We start from the raw sequence: 26,073 nt of genomic DNA on the forward strand, positions 1-26,073 counted from the left end.
GCAATAAAACCAAAGGCAAAGAAATACCCCAATAAAAAGAAAGCCAGTCAGCTTAACTGACTGGCATTAGCCTATTGAGCTCGCTTTTTTCACCCTCTCGCCAATACGACCGCATAGCTGATACCTACTTGTTGATAACTTGCTAAGCAATGAAGTTTCTTGATGGTTCGTTTAAGAGACAAAATCACTGCAGCTGAATGTTTAAATTTTGGGACTGCTCGTGCAGTTTTGAAAATTGCTTCTAAATTATTGATGCGCATAACATATGCAACTCAATTTTCACGCTAAACTTGTTATTGATTCTTATCGAAAATAGTTAGAGGGATTTATGAAATCAACAATAGCGAAAGTAGTGGCGTTGTCGGCAGTAGCAATTAGCTTGTCCGGTTGTGTAGGCAGTAATGCGGTGACAGGAATATTGATGAAATTCAACGTTGAAGCGGTCGACAACCGCTATGCTAGGGGCGGACTCAATATGCTGCTAGCGCCAGTTTACGGTATCACGGTAGCAGCGGACTATTTAATCTTTAACTCTCTTGAGTTTTGGACTGGTAAGAACCCATTAAATGGCAAGCCGCACATTTTCGATACTAAGACTGAAACCATGATTGATATTAATGACAATCTTGATGATTCGTTAAAAGAAGCGCCTATCGCTCCAATTAGCCAATTCCGCACCATAGAACGTGGTCATATGCAGCCATTGGATTCGAATACCATTCAAATGGATATTACATACAATACCGGTGAGCGAGCGACTCTTATTGGGGTTAAAGAGGGCGAGAAAGTTTCTTACTTCATCGATGGAGAGTTAGTGGCTGAGACCAGCCTACAAGAGCTTGAAGACTATTTAGCAACTCAAGCCTAACGTGATGACCTCGGATATCTAGGCGTTTACGCTCTGGCATACATCCCCTCGTTGTTATCCAAAGCCACAGGCACTGCCTGTGGCTTTGTTTCGTCTATAGGGCTTTGTCTCTGAATTCAGCTTACGAGCGGACGCTAGCTAAATCGCACACCTTTTAAACGATAATCGTTCTCTTTAGTATCTGGGGTTCGCCAGACCACACCATCTACAGCATGAAGAGTTAAACCATGCCAATCTGGGTGTGGCGTTTTGTCATTCCATAATTTCTGCGTTTGAGTAAAAACGGACTTCATGACATCAGAACCTAGCCTTTGCCTTGCTTGGATTACTGCGCTTGGAGCAACAAACGGTTTTTTGCCAGGAAGAAGAATATCTAGCTTGGAGACAACTTTCTCCATAGATAAATGGCGATATAGGGACATCCCAACAACACTCCAAACCATCATCTCCATGGGCAATCTGCGTCTACGCATGGTTGTGATACCCGTGTCTTCCATACATTGAGCAATGAGTTCAGGAGAGAGAAGGTCAGATAAACCTGAGAGTTGCTCAACAGAGAATTGATGAACTTGGTTAAGTGCTTGTCTTAGAAACATAAAAAAATCCGAGTGTCTGGAATACACTCGGATTTTGACACCTTGAAAGGATCGTTCAACCGATCATTTAAGCCTTAACTGATCGGCATTAAGCATCAAGCTCGCTTTTAACTATCCGTTTTTAGTTTAAATTACAGCAATTCAACCGATTGTTGGGCTATCACGAATTCTTCGTTAGTTGGGATGACCATAGCCACTGCGTTTAGTATCTCTGACTTAGCAATAATGCCTGCTGCACCAAAGCGTGCGTCTTCGTTACCCTTCTCGTCTTCGATAAAACCAAGTAGGTTTAGGTTTTTCAGAATCTCACGGCGAATAGGAAGAGAGTTCTCACCAATGCCACCAGTAAAGATAATTGCATCTAAGTGGTTAAGCGGGATCAAGTATGAACCAATGTATTTTGCTACGCGGTAGGTAAATACTTCAAACGCAAGCTTGGCACCTTCGTGACCGTTTTCCATTGCTTCTAAAATGCCACGTGCATCGGATGTCAGGCCAGAGACACCTAGGAAACCTGATTTTTTGTTCAGAGTTTCGAATACTTTCTCTTGGCTCCAGCCCTTCTTCATTAGGAACTCAATGATACCTGGGTCAAGGTCACCTGAACGTGTGCCCATCATTAGGCCTGCTAGCGGTGTAAAGCCCATTGATGTATCCACTGATTGACCATTTTCAATCGCACATACAGACGCACCATTACCTAAGTGAACGGAGATAAAGCTTGCTTGTTCCACTGGTTTGTTAAGCATCTTAGCTGCTTCGCGGCTAACGAAGTAATGGCTCGTACCGTGGAATCCGTAACGACGAATACCGTACTCTTTGTATAGCTCGTTAGAGATTGCGCCAGTGAACGCTTTCTGTGGCATTGTTTGGTGGAAAGCCGTATCAAACACAGCAAACTGTGGCAAGCTTGGGAAAGCTTTCATCGATGCTTCGATTCCAAGCGCCCCAGCAGGGTTGTGGAGCGGAGCTAGGTCTGACAGGCTTTCAATTTCTGCTAGAACTTCGTCATCAATACGTACTGTCGAAGTGAATTTTTCGCCGCCGTGCACAATGCGGTGGCCAACGGCCACTAAGTCATTGCTGAACCCTAATGTATCTATTAGAGCAACGATACGATTAATCGCGTGTTGGTGGTGGTTGTCCGGTGCATCAATGGCTTCTTCGGTTTTTTCGCCATTGTACTTCCAGCTGATTACAGCTTCCGGCAAGCCAAAGCACTCGCCCAGACCGCTAACAATTGCTTCACCCGACAGAGAGTCGATAACGGCGAATTTTAATGAAGAGCTACCTGAGTTAATGACCAGCACAAATGTGTTCGACATGGATATGTTCCTGTTTCAGACTGATTGATGAAGCGTCACACTTCTATAGTTTTGTGGATCCTATTATTCAATATTTTTTGAATGTTTCAACTTTATTTATACATATTCAACAAAACAAACAAACTTTTGTTGATCTATCGCAAATGGCTATTTAATTTGAATACAAAAATTAATGTGTTTTTTTGTCAGTTTGGGATAATTATTCGTCATCCTGCTCTGTTTCACGGTATCGATTGCTATGTATATCTAAGGCTACTTGTCGCTGCTGGCTAGCCTTTGGCGAACAAACATAGTAAAACAGTGTCAAAGTAGAATTAGCCGTGCCTAACTCACTAAGGAAACACAATGAATATTGGTGCTGTATCAAAGCTAACTGGATTATCAAGCAAATCAATTCGTCTCTATGAAGATAAAGGGCTCATCACTGCTCCCCACAGAAGCGAGTCTGGCTATCGTGAGTATTCAGATCAGCATGTTCAGGAGCTCAATCTGATTTCTAGAGCGAAGAACGCTGGATTTTCTTTGATTGAATGTAAGGAATTGGTTCAGTTAGCGCACAACTCCAACCGCAAAAGCAGCGAAGTAAAGGCAAAAGCAAAAGAAAAACTGCACGAAGTGGAAATCAAGATTCGTGAACTCCAAGAGATCGAACGTCAACTTAAAAAGTGGGTGTCTGCATGTCCAGGCGACTCAGGCAGTAGCTGCCCTATTATCGAAGATCTCACCAAAGCTGAATAAACCTCGTACAACATTGATTGGGCTTAATAGTAGGTACACATACGGTACACATACGTTTGCCGCCAACTTCAACGATGTTAAACGGTGTTTCGTAAATACTTTCTAAGATCTCGGCCTGAATCACTTGCTCCACACTCCCCTGAGCGACAATTCGTCCTTTTTTGAGAGCGATGATGATGTCTGAGTAGCAAGCTGCAAAGTTAATGTCATGAATCACAACAACTACCGCCTTGTTCATTTCATGAGCCTGTCGTCTGATGTTCTTCATGATTTGCAATGAATGCTTGATGTCCAAATTATTGAGTGGTTCATCCAGGAAAACATAGTCCGTATCCTGTGCCATGACCATAGCAATAAATGACAATTAGCGTTGCCCACCACTCAGTTCATCCAGATACTTATGCTGAATGTCGCTTAAGTCGAGATACTCGATCGCTTTGTCGATAGTCAACGCGTCATCCTGATTTAGTTTACCTTGAGCGTGTTGTACCTCGACCATTTTCGCACTGGCACCAAATACAGTTAGGCTGGCTAGCAGCGCAACGGCAGACAATTTCATTGTTAGACTCCATAATTACAAATGCAATGCATTATCATTTATATTTGTAACCATGTACCGCTGATTTACGTTTTTTACATTTATCAAAGAATTGTAAGCTTGCACGCTGAGAGAAAAGTCAGGCTGATCAGTGAATCCCACTAACTCGACGCTAAAGTATCAAACTCGTCCTGTTGACCCAGGGACGGGTTAACCATCGCCAAATTCTTGGGCGATTTTTATAAATCGATCTTCTTGCTCTATAAAGGCATCAATTACCTGGGGATCAAAATGACTCCCTACCCCCTGCATGATGATATTTTTGGCGTCTTGATGAGTCATTGGCTCTTTATATACACGCCGACATCTCAACGCATCATAGACATCTGCTAGCGCCATCAAACGAGCGCTGAGTGGAATTTGTTCACCACTAAAGTGATTTGGGTACCCTGAACCATCCCACTTTTCGTGATGACCATAGGCGATCTCTTTGGCTACAGTGATCAAATCATTGCGGGCACCTGACAACTGCTCTGCCTTCTCCAAAGCTATCAGTCCCAGTGTCGTATGCCCTTTCATGATTTCGAACTCTTCATCGGTCAGTTTTCCCGGTTTGAGTAAAATCGAATCGACAATTCCTACCTTTCCAATATCGTGAAGTGGTGCTGCCTTGAAATAGGTATCAATCACCTTAGGTGTCAGCCATTCACTGTACTGGGATTTCTCAGCAAGTTTTTCAGCTAGGAGCTTTACGTAGTGCTGGGTACGCAAAATATGATTGCCTGTTTCAGGATCTCGAGTTTCAGCGAGGCTTGCGAGGGCAAAAACGACCGCATCCTGCATTCTGTCAAGTTCATAGGAGCGCTTGAGGACTTCTTTCTCTAGGTACCCATTTTGGCCGAGGAGAATATCTTTTGAGCGCTTATTTTGCAGATGAGTTCTCACCCGTGAGCGCAATAAAGGTATGCTGACGGGCTTATGAATGTAGTCAGCCGCCCCAAGTTCAAATCCTAGTTTTTCATCTTCAGGAGAGCTTTTTCCTGTAAGAAATATCACTGGAATATGACGTGTACTGTGATTACTGGTGATCGCTCGAATAACGTCATATCCAGTCATATTTGGCATAACGATATCGAGTAAAATCAGATCGATAGCGAAATTCTCAACGATATTAAGCGCCATCTCCCCACTCTTGGCCGCTTTTACATGGTAACTCCCTTTCAACCCTTGAGCCATAAACGCTAGGTTGTCAGCACAGTCATCAACGATCAGCACTGTGCAGTCACTCAGGTTTTCAGTGGCCATACGAAATTTCCCAAATCATTTTGTAAACTAGAATAACAATAGGTAAGCTTATAAATAACTATAGACAAGTCGTTGTTACTTGCACTGCTATCTACTCAGGGAAGGAAATTAATGCGTTCAATTCGCACACTATTTATGCTGCTCTTCCTAATAATGGGAGCCTGCGCTGTGGCCATGTCTGTGGTTACGGATAAAGTTTCAGAAATGCGTTTACAAAGTCACACCTATCTAAATGACTTACATCGCTTCTACCGACTTTCACAAGAACTCAAACAAAGCTCAGATCACCTTACAAAATTTGCCAGAGCGTACGCAGTGACAGGTGATGAGCGTTGGGAAGAAATGTTTAATCAAGTCCTTGCCGTACGCAATGGCGAAGCGGCGATGCCGATAGGCAATGAATATGAATACTGGGACTTAGTAGCAAATTCAACCGAGCCGTTCCCCTCAACCAGTGGGGGGCAAAGTACTCCACAGCTCACCAGATTGAGAGATTCTGGCATCACTGAGGCTGAATTTCTTGAGCTCAAAAGCGCTCTCTTGCTGTCAGATGGCTTAGTCAATCTTGAGCGTGAAGCCTTTCTAGCGGTTAAAGGGATAAAAATACTCGAACAAGGGCAAGAAATAGACACCGGAGTACCCGATCTTCAATACGCACAGTCATTGCTGTACAGCAAAAAATACTTTGCCGAAAAAGCCAAAATCATGCGAGCCGTAGGTTCTGCTCACAAAGCGATCGTTTACCGAATTGAAAACAGTATCAATAACTTCGACCGAAAAGCACTCGAATACCGGAATATGTATCTCACATTAATGACCATATTGCTGGCGTCGATCGCTCTTTCGTTCGCTTTGCTGTGGCACCTCTACATTAGTCCTGTCAGTCGTTTATTAAAAACGGTGGTTCATCAAGTCAAAGAGAAAAACTATGCCTTTACTATTACTCAAAAAGCCTATGCGGAACTGCAACATTTCATCGATAGTCTGAACGTCGTTTTTCATCATATAACAGAGCAACTCAATCAAAATACGCTATTCAAAGACTTCAATATTGTCCTGAGAACCAGTCAATCGACGCTCGACCTATGCCAAGAAGTGACCCAGTTTCTTCTCCATCAATTTCCAATTCAACAAATCGGTCTCTCCTTGTATCGAGATAATCAGTTAGTTCGAGTAGCAGGTGCTGGCTACGATGGAACACAAGCGAGCCATATTTCAGACACCAGTTCTACGGAGTTAAGCGTTCTTCTTTCCGGTAAGCCCTACAGCATGACAGCGCTGGCGGGCAAATACACCATGCCAGTCAGCGGTGGCAGCCTAGAACTCAATGAACTCTACTACTTCCCTCTTTGTGTTAACGAACAACCTGTCGCCTTACTCGAAGTCGGTACCATCAGTGAATTAAATGAAATCCAGTATCGGTGGCTAACTCAAATGCTCGATGATTTGGCCGTCAGCATCCAACTGAGCCAAAACATCGAACTACAGAGAAAAGCCGAACAAAAAGTACTGGAACAATCTCAGCTCAACCAAGAGATCTTAAATGCGACCCCCAACCCGATGTACTGCCTGTCCCCACAAGGCAAATACCTGACCGTCAACGCCAAGTTCAGCGAGTTATGTGGCTTGCCAATGCAAGATATTGTTGGCAAAACCCCCTTAGAAGTATTTAGCCAACAAGATGCCTCGCGGTGCTTTAACGATACGCATCAGGAATTATTTCTCCAGCAAGGAAGTAAAAACTACGAGTTATCTCTACTCGACCAACACCAACAGGAACGCGACATGCTCGTGTGCGAAGCGTCGTTCAGTAATAGCCAAGGCAAGGTGTCCGGAATTGTCGGCATCTTACTTGACCTAACTGAACGTAAGCAGATGGAAACCGAACTCCGTGACGCTAAAGAGACTGCCGATGCGATGAGCCGTGCTAAAGGTGAGTTTTTAGCGAATATGAGCCACGAGATACGTACACCAATGAACGGTATTTTGGGTATGGTTCACCTTGCACTGAATACTGAACTCGATCCCGCCCAGCAGAAATATTTAACTCGCATCAATGAATCTGCGAAAAACCTGATTGGCATAGTTAATGACATCCTCGATTTCTCGAAAATAGAAGTGGGTAAATTGAACATAGAGACCATCGACTTTAGTTTGGATGAGGTATTTGAAAACCTGATCAATGTTATATCGTTTAAAGCACAAGAGAAAAAAATCGAATTTCTACTCGATATTGACCCTCAAGTTCCCGTTGGTTTGATTGGCGACCCACTCCGAATAGGACAAGTGCTGGTAAACCTGTGTGGCAACGCCGTTAAATTTACCGAACAAGGCGAAGTGGTGGTGTCTGTACGTCGTGAATTAGTCACCGAACGCGAGGTGGTTCTTCATTTTGCGGTCAAGGATACTGGCATTGGCATCGACAAAGATAAAATCAACCACCTATTTGATGCGTTTTCTCAGGCGGATAGCAGCATCACTCGGCAGTTTGGCGGGACAGGTCTGGGGCTCAGTATCAGCAAACAACTGGTTGAGTTGATGGGTGGGCAATTGAGTGTCAGCAGTACTCCAAGTGTTGGTTCAACGTTCGCATTTACCATCACATGTGGCCTGCAAGAGGCCAAAATGCGTGATATATCCAAGCCTATCGCCGGACTGGCTGGTAAGCGAGCCTTAGTGGTTGATGATAACGACTCCGCCCGAAATATTTTAGTCACCTTGCTAAGTGCGATGCACTTCGAAGCCAAAGCGGTAAGTAACGGTTTTGAAGCGCTTGATGAAATGCGACAAAGCCAATTTGACCTACTATTCGTTGACTGGAACATGCCTGGTTTAAATGGCGTTGAACTTCTACAAACTGCGCAAAAAGAACGGCTACTCGAACGTTCAAAACGTTTCCTCGTCACCGCTTACGGTCGTGAAATTTCGTTAGACCAAACGACGTCAAAACTTATTGATTCTCTGATTGTAAAACCCGTCAATCCTTCCAACCTTCTCGATGCAATCATGAACAGTTTTGGCATTGAACAAGCCACTCGCAACCATCATGCTAATCAACTCGAAAAGCCCGTATTTGATGGACAAACCGTGCTATTAGTTGAGGATAACGAGGTAAATCAAGAAGTGGCTTTAGGTCTACTCAACGGTACTAATCTCAGTGTAGTGACCGCTGAAAATGGTCAACAAGCGATCGACATTCTTGAACAAAAAGCGGTGGACTTGGTTCTTATGGACATGCAGATGCCGGTCTTAGATGGTATCTCTGCCACTGAACAGATCAGACGCAATCCAAAATGGCAAAATCTCCCCATTATCGCCATGACCGCCAATGCCATGCAGAGTGATGTTAGACGCTGTATCGATGCAGGCATGAACTCTCATCTCGCTAAACCTATCAATGTGCACAACCTTTATCAAGCTCTGGTTCAATATCTGTCATCACAGCAACCGAACGATGAATTGTTACAAGAAGAAAAAAACGTCTCTCCCGCCGTTGATTCTGAACTGCCTAGCCTATCGGGCATCAACGTTGAGCAAGCCATTTATGATATTGGCGGTGACAAAGAGAGTTATTTTACCATTTTAGGTCGATTCTTAGAGATGCAAAACACAGAGTTATCTATCTTTAAAGAAGTCATTGACAAAGAAGATTGGGACATGGCGGCTCGAATGGCCCACTCGCTAAAAGGATCTTCGGCTAACTTAGGAGTCAAACTTGTCTCTCAACTTGCGGCTAATATGGAACGCCGCATCCGAGAACAAGATAAGTCTGCACTGGGCGAGCTGGAAGTGTGCGCAGAGTTGATTAAAAAGCTAAACGCTGAATTGGCACAGTGGCATGCAAATCGGACACCAAGCGAGGTGAAAACAGAGACCGATCCAATCGAACTCTACCAACGTTTGGTCAGCTTAGTGGAAGCGTATGATGTTGAGGCGCTGAGCATAGTTCAAGATACCCAGCAATTCGGGATTTGGACCGAAGAGCAGAAGCTTCAATTCATTGATGCTATTGAAGGATTTGAATTTGAATTGGCCAAACAGCTGCTTGACCAGTTCCCTAAACCATAACAAATAATGACAGGTAAAGAGCAGTAACCTTAAGTTATAAAACAACGTCAGTTGATTCATCGTAAAAAAGGGATCAATACAATGAACATTAACAATACAATGAAGCTGGTGTTTGGGGTCATCGCCTTAGGCATTATCATCAGTGTCATCACCGTTTTTCAGCTTAACGGCCTATTGCAGAAAGTGGATGATATGGCACAAGTTCGTTACCAGTCCTATCAAGCTGCTGATGAATTACGTCAAAGCTCTGATGACTTAACTCGTTTAGGCCGCACCTATGTCCTAACTGCTGATGATACCTACGAAAAAATGTATATGGACATTCTGGCTATCCGCAACGGCCAAAAACCACGCCCAGAAAATTATCACACAATCTATTGGGACTTAGTGTTGAGCTATGGACAGAAACCAAAACCTGACGGCCAGAGAATATCTCTGCAACAGATGATGGAAAATCTAGGCTTCACCCAATCTGAATTCAAGTTGTTAAAACAAGCACAGCAAAACTCAGATGCTCTGGTCAACATGGAAGTCAAAGCGATGAACGCGGTTAAAGGGCTGTATCCGGATAGCTCAGGCAACTATACCCAAAAGGGAGAGCCCGACTTAGCAATGGCCGCGGCACTTTTGCATAGTAAGGAATATCATCAAGAGAAAGCCAAGATCATGGCACCTATCGATACGTTTTTTCAAGAACTCGAAGCGCGAACCAATCGACAGTTTGAGATGGCAGCTCAAGAGGTTCAAACCACCGTTTTGATAGGTAATATTTCATTGATCGCTGTATTTGTTATCGCAATAATTGGCTATGTATTGGTCAATCGCCGCGTGGTAAAACCGATAGACCAAATGGCGACCTTATTGCAACAAGTCGATACCAACTCTGATCTCACCCTTCGTGTCGACGATAAGAGCAATAACGAACTCGGCATCATTGGGAACACGATTAACAAAGTCCTAGAGAGCTACGCGAAAACCATCAGCAAAATCAATCAAGTTAACGCCACTATTTCGACCATTTCGCAGTCGATTCAATCCATCACTCAACGCAACATTGATATGGCAGGCCAACAGAACCAAGAAATGGAGATGGCGGCGACAGCCATGGAAGAGATGACCGCGGCGTTATCCAATGTTGCCGAGAGCACCAATATGGCCGAACAGTATGCAGGGAGCGCGGAAAAAGAAGCATCGACGAGTAAAGAAGTGTTTGATAAGACATCCAATGAATTCACTCAACTAGAGGGAGAATTCACTAATACCTCACATATCATTCAACAACTTGCCGAAGAGTCAAATAATGTCGGGAATGTTCTGGACGTGATCAAGGCGATAGCCGAGCAGACAAACCTTCTGGCGCTCAATGCGGCAATCGAAGCGGCGCGCGCCGGTGAACAAGGACGAGGCTTTGCAGTGGTTGCCGATGAAGTTCGCTCCCTAGCCCAGCGAACCCAAGACTCGACGGGAGAAATCGAAAGCATCATCTCAACACTACAAGAGAAAGCCAAAGAGTCGACCGTCACGATTCACAGCAGTGCTGACAAGATGCAGTCGACACGCTCAAACATGAGCGTTGCCAATGAAGCCCTCTGTACTATTCAAGGCTCGGCGGCAGAAATACACAAGCTCAATACCTCCATTGCCGCCGCCACTGAAGAACAACTCGCCGTCAGTGGTGAAATATCTGGTAATTTGGCCAACATCAAAAACCTTTCGTCTGACATGAGCGAGGCAATCAACCAGCTACAACCGATTGTTGTCGACTTGCAGCAAAACGTCGAAGATCTGAATCAAGTGATAGCCCATATTCGCACTTGATTGCTCAACGATTTCTATTTTTAAAGGGCCCTGTGGGCCCTTTACTCATCAATCAAACCTTAAAAAAAGTCGATTGAGGAACGTCCGTTAGCGCTTTTTTTCGCAGGTTTAGACTCGGCCTTTTTCGCTTTATCTTTGTTTTTTGGCGTTTTTTTACTCTGGCTCTTTGGCTGAGACTTAAGTGGCTGCGGCACTTTTTCGACCTTAGCTGGCTTCTCTTGAGGTTCTGTTACAGGCGCATCACAGATCACGACATAGTATTCCTGATTGAATTCAAACAAATCACCGTCATACATCTTACGACGTTTGCGAGTTTCCAGCTCACCATTTACCGCAACATAACCTTCCGCTATCAAGTGCTTTGCTTCACCACCGCCACCAACAAGGTTAGCGATTTTAAACACTTTATACAGCTCAATTGGCTGTGACGATACTTCAATACCTATCGCTTCAATTTCGATTTCTTCGCCCTGCTCGTAATCCTGGCTCATACCATACCTTGCGGTCATTCACTAATAAAAATGAAAGTCTAATCTCTCAGCGGCGATAAATAAACTAAAGTTAACTATAGAAAGAACAACGCTAAGGTGATGTCGTCTTGAGATGGCTAATAATCGCTCTTTTAAGCAACGCCTGTTGGGCATACTATCCTCCTACTTCCGTAACTGTTTACGGCGATGACTCATACCCACCATACAGTTATTCGGTCGATGGTGAGCTTAGAGGAATCTACGTGGATATTCTATTAGCCGCTTTTGAGAGAATGCCGGAATATCGAATCAAAGTTTCACCCGTTCCTTGGAAAAGAGGGTTGAAGTTGTTAGAAACCGGAGAAGGGTTTGCGCTTTTTCCCCCTTACTACTACCCAGATCAACGCTTATACATCTCTCCTTACTCACACCCAATCCTTGACGAAGAAGTCGTGGTTTACTGTCAGCCAGATCGTGTAAAAGACCGGCAACTCAATGTCTGGCCTGATGATTACCTTGGTTTAACCGTCGGCGTAAACGATTCTTTCGCGTTAGGTGGAAATGAATTCTGACAACAGGTTAAAAAAGGAACCATTAAACTTATCGAAGCCAAAGGCAATCGCAACAATGTCCTCAATCTGTATAAGAATCGTATTGACTGTTACTTAAACGATCGGCTGTCAATTCTTTGGGAAGTCAAGTTGTTACGTGAAGAAGGCATCATTAGTTCCTCTTGGAAAATGCAATTAGGTAACTCTGTGAGTAGTGAACAAGGCTATGTTGGATTCACCAATCAATCGCCAGATAAATACCCTTACAAAGATGAATTTATTCAACAACTTAACACCATAATTACTTATCTCAAAGAGGATGGAACCATAGATGAGATCCTCGAAAAATATTTAGAGCTATAACGATTAATTGACTTAACTAACCCTGCCATGACAGTTTTTCCGTACTGGAAAGTGTCGCTTTCCCCCTTTTCCGTCAGTTATCTCTTACATTAGCACCATCGGATTTGGAGGCACGGAAGCATCATTGATTAGAATAACAGCGAGAAAGTAAAATGATGTCCTCAACTCATACGTTAGTGATTGATAGTCAACCAATTATGCGCGAAGCGCTATCTCAACTGCTTTACGAGACCATCCCAAATGTGCAGGTTTTGCAGGCACCTTCAGCAACGTTTGCAATACAGTTGGTCAGAAATCATAACATTAATATGGTGGTGCTTGATGTCGATCTTGAAGGCTCTGATGGATTCGAATTTGTAAGACGCGCACGAGCATATGGATACACTGGACGCATTTTATTTGTTTCGAGTAATAAGCATCCGATGTATTCAGAAACAGCAAAATTGTTAGGGGCTAATGGTTACGTCTCTAAATTAGAAAACACTCTGGTGCTCAAAGAGGCAGTACTAAGCGTATCACGTGGCCATTCTGTATTCAAAAAAACAGATAACCTTAAGAAGCGCAATACCACTTTGTCAAAGCGAGAAACTGTTGTATTCAATTATCTGATTAAAGGCTACAGCAACAAGAAGATCTCTGAAGTGCTGTCACTAAGCTCAAAAACCATCAGTACTTATAAGGCAAGAATTTTAGATAAATATAAGGTCGATTCCATTGTAGAGTTGATGCGAATTCAACAACACATCCATATCGACCTTAATGAAGCTAGAAAAGATGCTGCTTGACCTTAGACGCTAAGAGTTGATGGAGCGGATTACCATGGTTGACCAATTTGTAATTGGCAACCACTGACGGCGGATGCTTCATCTGCAAATGATCAGGGAGCGCAGTGACGCAATATTTTTCATGCAACTGAGTGTGGTTTGTATAAGGGAGTAATGTTGCGCACTCAGTACACTCAAGAACATCAAATAAACAGGTGATATTATCTACCGTCGCAAAGGTGTTGATTTCTATTCCCTGCTCTTCCAATGCTATGTTTGTCACCGCTTTGGTATCTTGCCAACCTTTCAGCTCCATCATGATATAAGGCATGCGCAGCTTTTCTTCTAATGACCTGTCGGCATAAGGCTTGGCACATATAATTGCCCCTTTGTATTTGCCTAAGTGATGCTGAAAAATCGTTTTGGTTAGCTCTTCGTTGAAGTACTGAACCCCGATATCCAACCGTTCATCAAGAATGTCGGTGATCGATGTTTCATTCCAAGTAGTGATATTGATCTTGGCCTTGGGAAAAATTTCCATCAGATCCAGCAACAAGGCTTTTCCCACTAATGACTGGCCTAGACTGGGTAAAGCTATCGAAATACTTTTATCGTATAAGGCAGGGTTAAACTCTTCACGCTGTACCGCCTCATCAATCATATCAAGACCTGCGGTAATCTTAGGCAGCAAATTGGTTGTATATTCGGTCGGCTCGAATGCAAACGCCCCTCTGACGAACAGCGGATCGCCTAGTTGCTCTCTGAGTTTGGCCAAATACTTGCTCACCGCACTTTCTGTTTTCCCCAGTTCTTTCGCAACCGGTTTCAATTGACGGTGTTTATCAAGCAGCGGAAGTACTTTAAGGAGATTAAGATCAAGCTGTGATTTCATAGTGTATCCAGTGCTCCAATGCAGACTCTTCGACCAAACTGCAATTAGGTCTCTATCTTGTATTTATCCGTCAGTATAGCGAGGAAAAATCATAAAAACAGCTACTTATGTCCTCTGCATAGCGCCTATTTGTAAAATAAAATGCGGTCTTTTCAGCCAACAAGCCTGCACTTTGTCATCACTAGCATGCAATCAATCAAACTGTCACTATTTTTTGGTTATGTTGCCAACGCAAGCCAACGTTTTTGATCTATTGACAATTATTGCGAGCCATCTGCTAGAGATTCATCTTAATTTCATGTATTACTGAAAATATGCGTAAGAAAGAAATTTTATAGAATATAGATTTGACCGAGCAATGGTCTTATAGGTAACTAAGCCACAAATGTCACAATCAATGAAAAGCATCAATCCGCGTCCTAGAATCACACTTGTCTCAGAGATTAGTGTCGAAACGGCTGAGTCAGATTCACATCAGCCGAGCATCCTAAGTGGTGCCGAGTTAGATGAATTGATGGATAATCATTTTCAACATGTGGTAGACGTTCTGAATGACGGTATTTTCTATATGTCTGATACCGAACATGTCTGCTTCTATAACCCATCATTTTACGCCCGATTTGGTGTTGAGTCAGGGCATACCTGCCTACAAACTTGGCTTGATCTTGTCCATCCCCTCGACAAAGTCGCCTTGTCTGAACGCGTCGACGAGCATATTCAAGAAGATGAGTCTCGTGTCACCGTCGAATATCGAGTGCGCTGTACTAACGGTCAATACACATGGCTGGAAGGTACCGCCATCACCAAAACGGTAAAAGGGCATCGCTTTATGATTGGTTGCCACAAAGACATTTCCGACAGAAAACTCATGGAAACGTATGTGCAGCAATCTTCCTTGCGTGATGGGCCTACAGGACTGTCCAACGAGCAAAAGCTTGCTCTTGACCTTGAAAACATCAAGGGAGTCACAACGCAGTCACACCACCTTGTTTATATTCAAGCAGGCAATGCTCGATCAGACCAAACGCTTTATGGTTCGCAGATAATGCGCAATCTACTTTCTCACTTAACGATGATTTTAGGTGAGTTCCCAGACCAATTTGTCGATATATACCGGATTCAATCACACGACTTTGCCATTCTGGTGCAGGGTAAGTACGACAACAGTGAGCTAAAAGAACTTGCTCAGCGGATGTGTCAAGCCTATCAAGACTCAGTGAAAGCCATCGATTTCCTATACACGACCGACATTAGCATCGGCATCTACCCCAATATTTGTGATAAGTTAGCCGTCGATGAGTTGGTCAAAATTGCTGCAAAAACCAGTCAATACGCAGCGACTAAGCGTGACAACTACATTCGTATTTATGCCGGAAACACCAAAAATCAGGTTGACCGGCATTTTTATATCGAGCAAGAACTTGGCAACGCAATCAAAAAGCGCAAGCTGTCCGTCAAATTCCAACCGATCATTTGTGCTAAACACAATGTCGTTGCAAGCTTTGAAAGCTTAGTACGCTGGAAAAGCGGCCAGCACGGTGAAATTTATCCTGACGAGTTCATTAGTGTGGCTGAACGAAAAGGCTTAATTAGTGAGCTGGGCTATTTGGTATTTGACGAGGCGTGTCGCTTCATCAACCAATACCAGCAGACCCACACAGAGTCGATTAAAGTCAACGTCAATGTCTCTGTTTTGCAGTTACTTAGCCAGCAATTTCCAGACGAACTCAAACAGTTAATCGATAAACACAATGTTTCCGCAAGCTCCATTGTACTTGAGTTAACAGAAACCATCATACTGGACGACAATAAAAGTGCGATTGCCCAGCTACATCGCCTCAATGGCTTAGGCTTTCAGTTATCGCTTGATGATTTTGGCGCCGGCTATAGTTCATTAAACAGCTTTTTCGATTTGCCTCTGTCGCAAATCAAAATCGATAAATCCATTGCATGGCGTTCAATGGAAAACCCCGTCACCTTTGAGTACCTCTCTTTCATCACTAAGCTCTGTACCACTTACAATATCGATATCGTGATAGAAGGTATTGAAAATGCCGCGATGCAAAAGGTCTTCACCGATATGGGCGCTTCCTATTTACAAGGCTATTGGTTTTCAAAACCCCTCTCTATCGCCAGCGCTAGCCACTATACGACCGTCTAATCGAACGTCTCAGCTATGAGATATATTCACTCAAATCATAATTCAATTTGACTAATCAACTTTAGTTGTAGAAAATCTCACCGTTTTAATAATGAGATGTTCCATTGCCTCGCTGGATCGCGATTTACTGGCAGCGACGTGTTACGAAGCTCAGCTTCGAGTTCATGGATAGACATACACGGAGTCCGATGTTTTTACATCGAGCTCTCAGGACACAGAGATATCAAATTCATTGTTTCTGGAGTAATAAGTGTCTAATTCGATTCGTACTTTGTTCAGTGCAGCTCTATCTGCATCTTTAATGTTTTCGCCAATCGCTTCTGCTGCAAGCAATAGCGCGCTATGGTTTGAGCACACAGATATTCAACTACCAGCTCGCACTTCAGTCGCGCAGCTGGAAAACGGCCTACGTTACATCATCCTACCGACCACCAAGACCAGCGATGAAGTGTCGATTCGCGTACGAGTGGGATCTGGGGTTGCACAAGAGCCGGCCGACTACCCACTAGCAAGAATTACCGCACTGAACTCAATTTCAGGTACAGACTGGCTTGCAACCTCTGGTTATCAGCAAACGGTATTCAGCCTAGATCTTGCTCATGGCACCGATGCAGACATTGGTCGTGCGCTTGACCTGATTCGCTCTGGGTTAACAACACAGATCCAAACATCACAAGTTTCAGAATTACTGGTGAAAGGTCAATCATCGCTAACAGATATTGACCAAATTATCGCAGCAAAACAGTTACAGCCGTTGGCGGTTGATCAGCACTGGTCAGCACTCGATGCGGAAACTTTGGCCGATACCCCTCTCTCCTCAGTGCATGATTTTCAAGCTCAACAATATATACCGCAGAACATTACTGTGGTCATTGCCGGTGCGGTTAGCCCTCGCTCAGCAGCGAATCTGATTGACAAAAGTTTCGCAGACTGGAAAGCAAACAAGAGCGCATCAACTCACTCTCTAGCTGCCTTTACCACCACGCCAGTCACGGCTCAGTCTGTCGCCAATGATTCCTCAGTATCAATCAGCAGCTTGAAGTCGGTTCATAACCAAACAGACAGCAAAGCGTTAAGAAAAGATATGCTGATTGCAACCTTAGCCAATAAGTTGCTTGAACAACGTATTGAGAATGCATTGCAACAGCAGCACTCATTAGCCAAAGTTGTGGTTGATAATCAGCTTGTATTTAACCATAAGCTGCTCTCTCAAATTCGATTAACGGATCTAGACGTTAATGAACGCAGCAAGGCACAACAAATCGTACAAGCAGAAATTAAACGTGCCATTGCCAGTGGTTTTACTCAGACCGAGTATGAAATGGTGGTAAGCCAAGTTCGTGAACAGCTACAGCGTAAAACTCGTCGACAAAATGCAGATTACACCGCGCAACAAGCTGATCGTCTGATCGAAGCAGTCAACTCTGGCTCAGTCTATACGGCACCGTCATACGATCTTGATCTGCTCAACTTCCATGTAGCTCATCTCAACGAGTTGGATGTGAGTAAAGAGCTGGCAAAAATCTGGTCTCAAGATGATGCTGTGATTCTTTAATCACAATTGCCCAATTGATGAACAAAGCCGCCAATTATGGCGGCTTTTTGCTACCAGCTTATCTAGGGAAATTCATAAACTCGACAACTCAACTAGATGGCGGGTGTATTCCTGTTGTGGATGACTAAATAGAGCCTGCGTCTCTCCTTGCTCCACCACGAGTCCTTGCTTCATCACAATGGTGTAGTGACACAAAGATTTCACGACATTGAGATCATGGCTAATAAACAGGTAGGTCAGATGATATTTTTCTTGCAGAGATTTTAACAGATCAAGCACCTGAGCTTGTACCGTTCGATCCAGTGAAGAGGTCGGTTCATCAAGTAAAATAAACTCTGGCTTCAAAATCAGCGCGCGTGCAATCGCAATACGTTGACGTTGACCCCCCGAAAATTCATTGGGATAACGGTGACGAGTTTCAGGATCAAGATCCACCTCTCTCATCACTTCGCATATCAAGGCATCAATTTCTGATTCGTCATATTGCTGATGAACTCGTAAGCCTTCACCAATAACTTGAGCAACCGACATCCTTGGGTTGAGCGCAGAAAACGGGTCTTGGAAAACCACTTGCATTTTACTGCGGTAAGGGAGCATACCTTTACGATCCAAACCTTGTAATTCGCACCCTTGATAAGAGATTGAACCTTCAGATTTTATCAGCTTTAGGATTGCCATTCCTGTGGTCGATTTACCCGAGCCGCTCTCCCCAACAAGTCCAATAGAATAGCCCTTTTTAAGGGTAAAATTCATATCGGTGACAGCTTTAATATGTGAAACCACCCGTTTAAAAATGCCACCAGTGAGTGGAAACCAAACCCGCAACGATTTGACGTTCAATAGAGGCTCTGCGTTGTCGTCAACGTTTACCGGCAAACCTCTCGGGTCAGAGTTAATCAGTGTCTGAGTGTATGGGTGCTCTGGGGCACTAAATACCTGTTGGCACTCCCCGACCTCAACCAATGCGCCATCTTGCATCACAGCCACTCTGTCTGCAATTCGCTTTACAATGCTGAGGTCATGAGTGATAAACAACATCGCCATCCCTAACTCTTGCTGGAGCTCTTTCAGCAAATCGAGTATCTGAGCTTGGACGGAAACATCCAGCGCGGTTGTTGGCTCGTCGGCAATGAGCAGTTCAGGTTCATTGATTAGCGCCATTGCAATCATCACTCGCTGACGTTCACCGCCAGAGAGCTCGTGCGGATAGGACAAAATCTTTTGCTCTGGATGGCGTATTCCTACTTTTTCTAGCCATTCAATCGCCAGCGGTTCTGCGTGACGGGTTCTCATCCCACGGTGGATTGAGAGGGTTTCGACTAGCTGCTTACCAATTTTATGCAGCGGATTTAGCGATACCATTGGTTCTTGAAAGATCATGCCAATGCGCCCACCACGAATGCCTCTAAGTTCACGTTCAGAACACGAGAGAATATCGACACCATTAAAGTCAATTGAGCCATTAAGGTAATGAGATGAGCCTTTAGGCAGCAGCTTTAACACTGAGTTGGCGGTCACCGACTTGCCGGAACCACTCTCACCCACCAGCGCCAATGTTTCCCCTTTACGGATAGATAAAGAGACATCGTGAGTCACTTGCTGAATGCTATTTTTTTGCCCAAAGCCCACCGACAGATTCTCAATGGTGAGTACCGTTTGATTCATGGTTACCTTCCTTGATGGTGAGGGTCAAAGGCATCACGTACTGCTTCGCCAATGAAAACAAGCAGGGTTAGCATCACAGACAATACAAAGAATGCAGAAAAGCCAAGCCACGGCGCTTGCAGGTTTGCCTTACCCTGTGCAAGCAGCTCCCCCAGCGAAGGAGAGCCTGCCGGTAACCCAAATCCCAAAAAATCGAGCGAGGTGAGTGTCGTGACTGAACCAGAAAGAATAAACGGCATCATGGTTAGCGAGGCGACCATAGCATTGGGTAACATATGACGGAGCATGATACGTTTATCATCGACACCCATCGCCTGCGCAGCGCGAACATAATCAAAATTGCGGCAACGCAGAAACTCCGCCCTCACGACACCAACCAAACTCATCCAACTGAAAGCCACCATGATGCCTAACAACCACCAGAAATTCGGTTCAACAAAGCTTGAGAGAATAATCAGTAGAAATAAGGTCGGCATGCCTGACCAAACTTCGATAAAACGTTGACCAAATAGGTCGAGCCAACCGCCGTAATATCCCTGAGTTGCCCCGACCGCAACACCAATGATGCTTGAAACGATCGTTAATACAAATCCAAACAACACCGAAATGCGAAAGCCATATATCACACGCGCAAGGACATCTCGTCCTTTGTCATCGGTTCCAAGCCAGTTAACGCTATCAGGTGCTGAAGGCACACTACCATCAATATTGAAATTGATAGTATCGTAGCTAAATCGAATCAACGGCCAGACAATATAGCCATTATCCTCAATCAATTCGATCACATAGGGGTCGGTATAATCGGCTTCGGTTTCAAACTCTCCGCCAAATTCAGTTTCAGCATATTGATTGACGATCGGCAAATACCACTGGTTGTTGTACTCCACCAGCAAGGGCTTGTCATTGGCAATGACTTCAGCCAATAAGCTGATCACAAATAGCGCTGTGAATATCCACATCGACCAGAAGCCACGTTTATTGGCCTTAAATCTTTGCCATCGCGCCTGATTTAGCGGGTTCTTACTACGACGAAACATCAACGTGCCTCAAAATCAATTCGTGGGTCAACCCAGGTATAGGTCAAATCAGAGATGATGCTCAGCACAAGACCAAGCAATGTCATTATGTACAGTGAGCTGAATACAACTGGATAGTCCCGTTGAATGGTCGATTCAAAGCCAAGCAAACCAATCCCTTCCAACGAAAACATGACTTCAATCAGCATCGACCCAGTAAAGAAAATATTGATAAAAGCAGCAGGAAAACCCGCGATGATGATCAACATAGCGTTGCGAAAGACATGTTTATAAAGGATGTCACGCTCATCGAGACCCTTTGCACGTGCTGTCACCACATATTGCTTGTTGATTTCATCAAGAAACGAGTTTTTAGTTAGCATGCTCAAGGTGGCAAAACCACCTATCACCATAGCGAAGATAGGTAAGGCCAAATGCCAAAAGTAATCAGCAATCTGTTGATACCATGTCAGTTGATCGAAGTTACTCGATACCAGTCCTCGCAGTGGAAACCAGCTAAAGTAATTGCCGCTGGCAAATAGGATAATCAAAATGATCGCAAACAAAAATCCCGGTATCGCATAGCCGATAATAACAACAGCACTCGACCAAATATCAAAACGGCTACCATGATGAATCGCTTTAAGAACACCAAGAGGAATGGAGATTAAATAGATAATCAACGTACTCCATAAGCCTAACGATATCGAAACGGGTAGCCTTTCGACAATTAGGTCAATGACATTACCGCCCTTAAACAAACTTTCACCAAAATTGAACGTAGCGTAGTTTTTGAGCATATCAAAGTAACGCTCATGGATCGGTTTATCAAAGCCGAACTGTTTTTTTAGGGCTTCGACGACTTCAGGGTCTAAGCCTCTAGAGCCTTTGTATCCGGTAGCCCCCGCTTCATCGCCGACACTGAGTTCCACTTCATTTCCGCCGCCTGAGAAGCGTTCCATAATGCCTGAAGAGTGCCCTTCTAGTTGAGCTATTGCCTGTTCGACAGGACCGCCGGGAGCAATTTGTATGATAAAAAAATTAATAGTAATGATCGCCCAAAGCGTGGGGATCACCAGCAACAAACGTCTGAATATATACGCTGCCATTATTCCCTCATCTATCGACGTTTTTCAGGTAGCAAAGCCGCTTTAGACTCTGATACCCACCAAGTATCAACACCTAAATCATACTTAGGTAAGATCTCTGGACGTTCAAACTTGTCCCACATCGCCACTCGATACTTGCTCACATACCACTGGGGGATGATGTAAAAGTTCCATTGCAGCACACGATCCAAGGCTCGACCTAGAGGGAGTAACCCCTCTGAATTCTGCTGATTTTTAGCGATTTCCATTGTAAGGAAATCCACCACAGGGTCGGTGACACCAGCGGTGTTATACGTCGAGTCGATGTAGTTCGAGTTCCACACAATCATCAGATTCGGGCTTGGATATGGGTTAGCACTGTAAGATGAGGACACCATATCAAAGTCACGGTCACGAAGTCGCTTAATGTATTGGGTGGTATCGACGGTACGTATTTTCATATCGATACCCATACTCTGTAAGTTTTTTTGGACTGGTATCGCAATTCGTTCCGTGGTTGGACTGTAGATCAGCAACTCAAAGGCCATAGGCTGCCCCGTTTCTGAGTTCGTCATAACCTTGTTTTTTAGTTCCCATCCCGCTTCTTTGAGTAGCGTAAAAGCCATCCGCATCTGAGTCCTAATACGACCAGAACCATCGGTCACTGGTGGCTGATATTCTTCAGTGAAGACACGTTCAGGCAACTTATCTTTAAACGGAGCAAGTATCTTCTGCTCGGCTTCGGAAGGTACACCTTTCGCTTCATAATCCGTATTTTGGAAATAACTGCGTGTGCGACTGTATTGGCTGTAGAACATGTTCTTGTTCATCCACTCAAAGTCCATCGCGTAGTTAAGCGCCTCGCGAACTCTAGGGTCACGAAATACGTCACGTTGAGTGTTAAATACAAATGCTTGAGTGCTCTCTGGTTTTTGATGAAGGATTTCTTGCTTGGTAATGTACCCTTTATCAAAGTTGACACCCGTGTAGGAGTTAGCCCAAAACTTAGCCGAGGACTCTAATCGAAAATCAAACTCCCCCGCTTTAAATGCCTCAAGCATAACCGTGTCGTCTCGGTAGTAATCATATTGGACCTGTTTAAAGTTTTTGCGCCCAACGCTGACGGGAAGATCAGCGGCCCAATAGTCATCAACTAAACTGTAAGTGACACTCTGGCCTGATTTGTAATCGGTAATTTTGTATGCTGCACTGCCCACTGGAGGGGTAGATAGCGGCTCTGATAAGTTCTTGTCACTCCAGAAGTGTTTAGGCAATACACGAGTGCCCTGAGCAAAACTGAACATCTTTTCACGATTTGGCGTCGCCATTTCGATCCTGACTGTTAAATCATCTTTTGCCGTAACGGATTTAATCTCTTGGTAGTAAATACGGTACTGAGGGACGCCTTCGGACATGAACTTATCGAACGTAAACGCGACGTCATGAGCGGTAATTGGCTTGCCATCATGAAAACGAGCTGCTGGGTTAATATCTAACTCAAGCCAGCTGTAGTCATCGGAGTAACGAACTTTTTGTGCGATCAATGGGTAGTATGAGTCAATCTCATCACTAGGAGAAAACATTAAAGTGTCGTACAGCTCGCCACTGGCGGCTGCGGGTACGCCTCTCGACGCAAAGCGATTGAAGTTATCGTAAGTTCCGACTTGACCATAGGTCACTTTGCCATATTTGGGCGCATCCGGATTAACATAATCAAAGTGCTTAAAGTCTTCCGCGTATTTCGCTTCTCCAAATCCCACTAGCGTCGTGGTTTCGATTATTTTGGCATAAGATCCAAAGCTCGCTGTTGTGGCAACCAGTCCACCTAGTACGAAGCGCATCAACATCTTCATATACTAATCCCTTAGTCGTTATCCGAATCGCTGTGTTTACTATAATATTAATTAGTATTAATAATTCAATTACTTGGATAAGTATAGAAAGAATATGAGAATTCTGTGTGCTAAATTGAATGCGCATCATATTAACTCACTAATAGCTAACAAGAGAGACAACTTTTCAGCGCCTAAAAAAGCCTGCATGTGCAGGCCTTGGCAGATGAGCCTAAAGCATTTCTTTGACGATTAAGTGAAGTAAGAAAGTTTCTCGTTCAATACTCAAGCCCTTTTTAGGGCTTTCGGCCATTGTCTTCTCGTTGTGAGCGATAGCGTCGTGAATATTTTTCCACACAGCTTTCATGCCATTATTGATTTCATAATCTTCGTAATTGGTTTCGCCTAACTGGCGGTCAATTTTGCAACTGTAGCAATGTGAAATCATATGAACGATGTCCGCATCCTCTTTATGCCAAGGACGAAACTCTTCATAGATGCCGAACGGTTTGATGGCATGAATGTTCTGTGCGCCAGTCTCTTCTTCGAGTTCTCGAACCATACCAGCAATGACATCTTCGCCTTCGTCAAGACCACCTCCAGGGATGGTATAGTCATGATAACGCTCGGTGTATAGTAGGAGTATGTCTTCGCCATCAATCACGATAGCTCGGGCAGCGTTACGCTTATAGATAATCTTGCCATCCAAATGGTCTATGTCAGGATGAATCGTGGTCTTGAGGTGTCTCATAAATTTACTACAACTGAAAGTTTGCCCTGATTCTAACACCAGTAGTCTGCCGACATAACCCCTATAGAGGCATGAACATTATGTGCTGTGGCCCCGCAGCGCCGCCCAGATATAATTGATGGCTATCCTTGAAACCATTGTTAACATAGCACTGGTACGCTAGCGTATTTTTGCAGTTAACGGTTAGATAAACAGCGCCAAAATTAGGATATTGTTCACTGAGATATCCAGCCAACTTCGACATCGACTTACCGCCAATTCCCTTGCCCTGAGAACCACTATCGATTAAAAATGCGCGAAATCCAACGGCATCAGAGGGTGAAAAATCGTAATTTTGCCCATAAGTGGTATCAATGAGAAAAATACCAACGACCTTCTCTTGTCGCCAAACTAAATGGGGATGAACCTTGTCATCTGCATTAAGTAATATTTCTTCAATAGTGCCGACATAAGGAAGCTGCTCTTTCTCTATCCTCAGGTTCATCACTTGTTCCAAATCACTGCTTTTCATCGGGGCTAGTTGGATCATTTACTCTCTCGCTTCCACTATATCTATCCATTCAAACTATATATATCAACCATTTAAATCATTTAGCAAGCAAACAAATCCCCTAGAAAATTCGTGGTTTATTTTCATGTGAATTAGGTATTCAATAAGCGCTGTTACTCTCCTTTTCTCTTTTGAGAGGTTTTCCAAATGATAGATGTCGCCGTTTTTAGTTCTAAGTCCTATGATGAAATTTCATTTTCCAAAGTTAATGAGGAGTATGGATTTAACCTCCATTTCCATGAGTTTCCTCTGACGGTAAAAACAGCCAAAATGGCTCATGGAAGCCAAGTAGTCTGTGCCTTTGTTAATGACGACTTATCGTCACAAGTATTAGAAGTGCTCGCTCAACAAGGGGTCGAAGTGGTGGCGATGCGCTGTGCTGGCTTCGATCGCGTCGACTTGAATCGAGCCAAAGAGTTGGGCATCCAAGTGGTGCGTGTACCTGCCTACTCCCCTGAGTCCGTAGCCGAACACACCGTTGGTCTGATGATGAGTCTCAACCGTCGTTTCCACAAAGCTTACCAGCGAACCCGCGACGCGAACTTTAATCTTGAAGGCCTAGTGGGTTTTAACTTCTATGGCAAAACAGTGGGGGTTATTGGCACTGGTAAAATTGGCATAGCAACAATGCGGATCTTAAAAGGACTTGGTATGAAGATTCTCTGCCATGACCCTTATGAAAACCCACTTGCTTTGGCACTCGGTGCGACCTATTGCTCTAAGGAGGAACTGTTTGCAAACAGTGATGTGATTACCCTCCACTGCCCAATGTCGCAAGACAACTACCATCTGTTGGATGAAACGGCATTCGAACAGATGAAAGACGGCGTGATGATCGTCAACACCAGCCGTGGGGGGTTACTCGATTCAGCGGCAGCGGTTGAAGCATTAAAACGTGGACGAATTGGGGCATTAGGTCTCGACGTTTACGAGCATGAGAAGGAACTCTTCTTCCAAGACAAATCGAATGACGTCATTGTTGACGATGTCTTCCGCCGTTTATCTGCATGCCATAACGTACTTTTCACTGGTCACCAGGCATTCTTGACTCATGAAGCCCTTGGCAATATTGCCGAAACAACACTGGGAAATATTGACGCATTCGCGAAAGGCGTTGCCTCAGGTAATGAAGTGATTGAACTTTAAACCCATCTAAACG

20 protein-coding genes and 2 pseudogenes are annotated in these 26,073 nt (G+C 44.1%); 10 read left to right on the plus strand and 12 right to left on the minus strand.

The window, feature by feature from the left end:
• Window positions 1-328: 328 nt before the first annotated feature.
• Window positions 329-868 carry a DUF3332 family protein gene (locus ACQEXR_RS10660; protein ID WP_331418338.1) on the plus strand — a complete coding sequence of 180 codons (540 nt, stop codon included), beginning with the start codon at window positions 329-331 and terminating at the stop codon, window positions 866-868.
• A gap of 164 nt (window positions 869-1,032) precedes the next feature.
• Here the strand turns inward: ACQEXR_RS10660 and ACQEXR_RS10665 are convergent.
• Window positions 1,033-1,464 (minus strand): annotated as a pseudogene (locus ACQEXR_RS10665) (transposase domain-containing protein); the annotation flags it as partial.
• A gap of 131 nt (window positions 1,465-1,595) precedes the next feature.
• Window positions 1,596-2,789: an acetate/propionate family kinase gene (locus ACQEXR_RS10670; RefSeq protein ID WP_138972574.1), complete on the minus strand. Its 1,194-nt coding sequence runs from the start codon at window positions 2,787-2,789 to the stop codon at window positions 1,596-1,598.
• Between the two features lie 345 nt (window positions 2,790-3,134).
• Between ACQEXR_RS10670 and cueR the strand changes: the two genes are divergently transcribed.
• Window positions 3,135-3,527 carry a Cu(I)-responsive transcriptional regulator gene (cueR, locus tag ACQEXR_RS10675; protein ID WP_331418457.1) on the plus strand — a complete coding sequence of 131 codons (393 nt, stop codon included), beginning with the start codon at window positions 3,135-3,137 and terminating at the stop codon, window positions 3,525-3,527.
• Here cueR and ACQEXR_RS10680 read toward each other — a convergent pair.
• Window positions 3,511-3,978, minus strand: a pseudogene (locus ACQEXR_RS10680) (ATP-binding cassette domain-containing protein); the annotation flags it as partial. The gene cueR and the pseudogene ACQEXR_RS10680 sit on opposite strands and share 17 nt — an antisense overlap.
• A 297-nt stretch (window positions 3,979-4,275) precedes the next feature.
• A complete protein-coding gene (locus ACQEXR_RS10685) occupies window positions 4,276-5,370 on the minus strand; it encodes an HD-GYP domain-containing protein (protein WP_427020311.1) in 1,095 nt (364 codons plus the stop codon).
• Between the two features lie 111 nt (window positions 5,371-5,481).
• On the opposite strand from ACQEXR_RS10685, the gene ACQEXR_RS10690 reads away from it, so the two are divergent.
• Together ACQEXR_RS10690 and ACQEXR_RS10695 are read left to right on the plus strand one after the other, a co-directional pair.
• Window positions 5,482-9,438, plus strand: a complete 3,957-nt coding sequence (locus ACQEXR_RS10690; RefSeq protein WP_427020312.1) for a response regulator — start codon at window positions 5,482-5,484, stop codon at window positions 9,436-9,438.
• An 81-nt stretch (window positions 9,439-9,519) separates the two neighbouring features.
• Complete coding sequence (locus ACQEXR_RS10695) at window positions 9,520-11,256, plus strand: methyl-accepting chemotaxis protein (RefSeq protein WP_427020313.1); 1,737 nt, start codon at window positions 9,520-9,522, stop codon at window positions 11,254-11,256.
• Window positions 11,257-11,315: 59 nt separating this feature from the next.
• Here the strand turns inward: ACQEXR_RS10695 and ACQEXR_RS10700 are convergent, their stop codons facing one another.
• Window positions 11,316-11,747: an RNA-binding S4 domain-containing protein gene (locus ACQEXR_RS10700; protein ID WP_427020314.1), complete on the minus strand. Its 432-nt coding sequence runs from the start codon at window positions 11,745-11,747 to the stop codon at window positions 11,316-11,318.
• A gap of 107 nt (window positions 11,748-11,854) precedes the next feature.
• Between ACQEXR_RS10700 and ACQEXR_RS10705 the strand changes: the two genes are divergently transcribed.
• The 3 genes from ACQEXR_RS10705 to ACQEXR_RS10715 all read left to right on the plus strand — a co-directional run bounded on the left by ACQEXR_RS10705 (window position 11,855) and on the right by ACQEXR_RS10715 (window position 13,425).
• Window positions 11,855-12,298 carry a substrate-binding periplasmic protein gene (locus ACQEXR_RS10705; RefSeq protein ID WP_427020315.1) on the plus strand — a complete coding sequence of 148 codons (444 nt, stop codon included), beginning with the start codon at window positions 11,855-11,857 and terminating at the stop codon, window positions 12,296-12,298.
• Between the two features lie 129 nt (window positions 12,299-12,427).
• Complete coding sequence (locus tag ACQEXR_RS10710) at window positions 12,428-12,640, plus strand: hypothetical protein (RefSeq protein WP_427020316.1); 213 nt, start codon at window positions 12,428-12,430, stop codon at window positions 12,638-12,640.
• Window positions 12,641-12,792: 152 nt separating this feature from the next.
• Complete coding sequence (locus ACQEXR_RS10715; RefSeq protein WP_427020317.1) at window positions 12,793-13,425, plus strand: response regulator; 633 nt, start codon at window positions 12,793-12,795, stop codon at window positions 13,423-13,425.
• On the opposite strand, the gene ACQEXR_RS10720 is transcribed toward ACQEXR_RS10715, so the two are convergent.
• Window positions 13,406-14,296 carry a LysR family transcriptional regulator gene (locus tag ACQEXR_RS10720; protein ID WP_427020318.1) on the minus strand — a complete coding sequence of 297 codons (891 nt, stop codon included), beginning with the start codon at window positions 14,294-14,296 and terminating at the stop codon, window positions 13,406-13,408. The genes ACQEXR_RS10715 and ACQEXR_RS10720 overlap by 20 nt on opposite strands.
• 385 nt (window positions 14,297-14,681) lie before the next feature.
• Here ACQEXR_RS10720 and ACQEXR_RS10725 point away from each other — a divergent pair, with 385 nt between their 5' ends.
• Both ACQEXR_RS10725 and ACQEXR_RS10730 read left to right on the plus strand, forming a co-directional pair.
• Window positions 14,682-16,457 (plus strand): EAL domain-containing protein, encoded by a 1,776-nt coding sequence (locus ACQEXR_RS10725; RefSeq protein ID WP_427020319.1) that lies wholly within the window; start codon window positions 14,682-14,684, stop codon window positions 16,455-16,457.
• Between the two features lie 250 nt (window positions 16,458-16,707).
• Entirely contained in the window at window positions 16,708-18,012 is a 1,305-nt protein-coding gene (locus ACQEXR_RS10730) for an insulinase family protein (RefSeq protein ID WP_427020320.1), read from the plus strand.
• A 72-nt stretch (window positions 18,013-18,084) separates the two neighbouring features.
• Here the strand turns inward: ACQEXR_RS10730 and ACQEXR_RS10735 are convergent, their stop codons facing one another.
• The 6 genes from ACQEXR_RS10735 to ACQEXR_RS10760 all read right to left on the minus strand — a co-directional run bounded on the left by ACQEXR_RS10735 (window position 18,085) and on the right by ACQEXR_RS10760 (window position 24,893).
• Window positions 18,085-19,677 (minus strand): ABC transporter ATP-binding protein, encoded by a 1,593-nt coding sequence (locus ACQEXR_RS10735; RefSeq protein WP_427020321.1) that lies wholly within the window; start codon window positions 19,675-19,677, stop codon window positions 18,085-18,087.
• A 2-nt stretch (window positions 19,678-19,679) separates the two neighbouring features.
• The gene (locus ACQEXR_RS10740; RefSeq protein WP_427020322.1) at window positions 19,680-20,714 is read right to left on the minus strand and encodes an ABC transporter permease; all 1,035 of its coding nucleotides are present in this window, start codon (window positions 20,712-20,714) and stop codon (window positions 19,680-19,682) included.
• Window positions 20,714-21,802 (minus strand): microcin C ABC transporter permease YejB, encoded by a 1,089-nt coding sequence (locus ACQEXR_RS10745; protein ID WP_427020323.1) that lies wholly within the window; start codon window positions 21,800-21,802, stop codon window positions 20,714-20,716. The genes ACQEXR_RS10740 and ACQEXR_RS10745 overlap by 1 nt, the downstream gene beginning before the upstream one ends.
• Window positions 21,803-21,813: 11 nt before the next feature.
• Window positions 21,814-23,628 (minus strand): extracellular solute-binding protein, encoded by a 1,815-nt coding sequence (locus tag ACQEXR_RS10750; protein ID WP_427020337.1) that lies wholly within the window; start codon window positions 23,626-23,628, stop codon window positions 21,814-21,816.
• A 217-nt stretch (window positions 23,629-23,845) separates the two neighbouring features.
• Window positions 23,846-24,364: an NUDIX hydrolase gene (locus ACQEXR_RS10755; protein ID WP_138972592.1), complete on the minus strand. Its 519-nt coding sequence runs from the start codon at window positions 24,362-24,364 to the stop codon at window positions 23,846-23,848.
• Window positions 24,365-24,425: 61 nt separating this feature from the next.
• Window positions 24,426-24,893, minus strand: a complete 468-nt coding sequence (locus ACQEXR_RS10760) for a GNAT family N-acetyltransferase (protein WP_427020324.1) — start codon at window positions 24,891-24,893, stop codon at window positions 24,426-24,428.
• 168 nt (window positions 24,894-25,061) lie between these two features.
• On the opposite strand from ACQEXR_RS10760, the gene ACQEXR_RS10765 reads away from it, so the two are divergent.
• A complete protein-coding gene (locus ACQEXR_RS10765; RefSeq protein WP_427020325.1) occupies window positions 25,062-26,060 on the plus strand; it encodes a 2-hydroxyacid dehydrogenase in 999 nt (332 codons plus the stop codon).
• The last annotated feature ends 13 nt before the right edge of the window (window positions 26,061-26,073 follow it).

Source organism: Vibrio sp. TRT 2004, assembly GCF_050113735.1.
Lineage (GTDB): Bacteria > Pseudomonadota > Gammaproteobacteria > Enterobacterales > Vibrionaceae > Vibrio.

Bases quoted from the DNA above. Each gene is read 5' to 3' on its own strand.
- ACQEXR_RS10735 (WP_427020321.1), bottom strand. From the start codon at position 19,677: ATGAATCAAACGGTACTCACCATTGAGAATCTGTCGGTGGGCTTTGGG.
- ACQEXR_RS10670 (WP_138972574.1), bottom strand. From the start codon at position 2,789: ATGTCGAACACATTTGTGCTGGTCATTAACTCAGGTAGCTCTTCATTA.
- ACQEXR_RS10715 (WP_427020317.1), top strand. From the start codon at position 12,793: ATGATGTCCTCAACTCATACGTTAGTGATTGATAGTCAACCAATTATG.
- ACQEXR_RS10745 (WP_427020323.1), bottom strand. From the start codon at position 21,802: ATGGCAGCGTATATATTCAGACGTTTGTTGCTGGTGATCCCCACGCTT.
- ACQEXR_RS10755 (WP_138972592.1), bottom strand. From the start codon at position 24,364: ATGAGACACCTCAAGACCACGATTCATCCTGACATAGACCATTTGGAT.
- ACQEXR_RS10700 (WP_427020314.1), bottom strand. From the start codon at position 11,747: ATGAGCCAGGATTACGAGCAGGGCGAAGAAATCGAAATTGAAGCGATA.
- ACQEXR_RS10690 (WP_427020312.1), top strand. From the start codon at position 5,482: ATGCGTTCAATTCGCACACTATTTATGCTGCTCTTCCTAATAATGGGA.
- ACQEXR_RS10685 (WP_427020311.1), bottom strand. From the start codon at position 5,370: ATGGCCACTGAAAACCTGAGTGACTGCACAGTGCTGATCGTTGATGAC.
- ACQEXR_RS10740 (WP_427020322.1), bottom strand. From the start codon at position 20,714: ATGTTTCGTCGTAGTAAGAACCCGCTAAATCAGGCGCGATGGCAAAGA.
- ACQEXR_RS10765 (WP_427020325.1), top strand. From the start codon at position 25,062: ATGATAGATGTCGCCGTTTTTAGTTCTAAGTCCTATGATGAAATTTCA.
- ACQEXR_RS10660 (WP_331418338.1), top strand. From the start codon at position 329: ATGAAATCAACAATAGCGAAAGTAGTGGCGTTGTCGGCAGTAGCAATT.
- ACQEXR_RS10760 (WP_427020324.1), bottom strand. From the start codon at position 24,893: ATGATCCAACTAGCCCCGATGAAAAGCAGTGATTTGGAACAAGTGATG.
- ACQEXR_RS10695 (WP_427020313.1), top strand. From the start codon at position 9,520: ATGAACATTAACAATACAATGAAGCTGGTGTTTGGGGTCATCGCCTTA.
- cueR (WP_331418457.1), top strand. From the start codon at position 3,135: ATGAATATTGGTGCTGTATCAAAGCTAACTGGATTATCAAGCAAATCA.
- ACQEXR_RS10720 (WP_427020318.1), bottom strand. From the start codon at position 14,296: ATGAAATCACAGCTTGATCTTAATCTCCTTAAAGTACTTCCGCTGCTT.
- ACQEXR_RS10750 (WP_427020337.1), bottom strand. From the start codon at position 23,628: ATGTTGATGCGCTTCGTACTAGGTGGACTGGTTGCCACAACAGCGAGC.
- ACQEXR_RS10725 (WP_427020319.1), top strand. From the start codon at position 14,682: ATGTCACAATCAATGAAAAGCATCAATCCGCGTCCTAGAATCACACTT.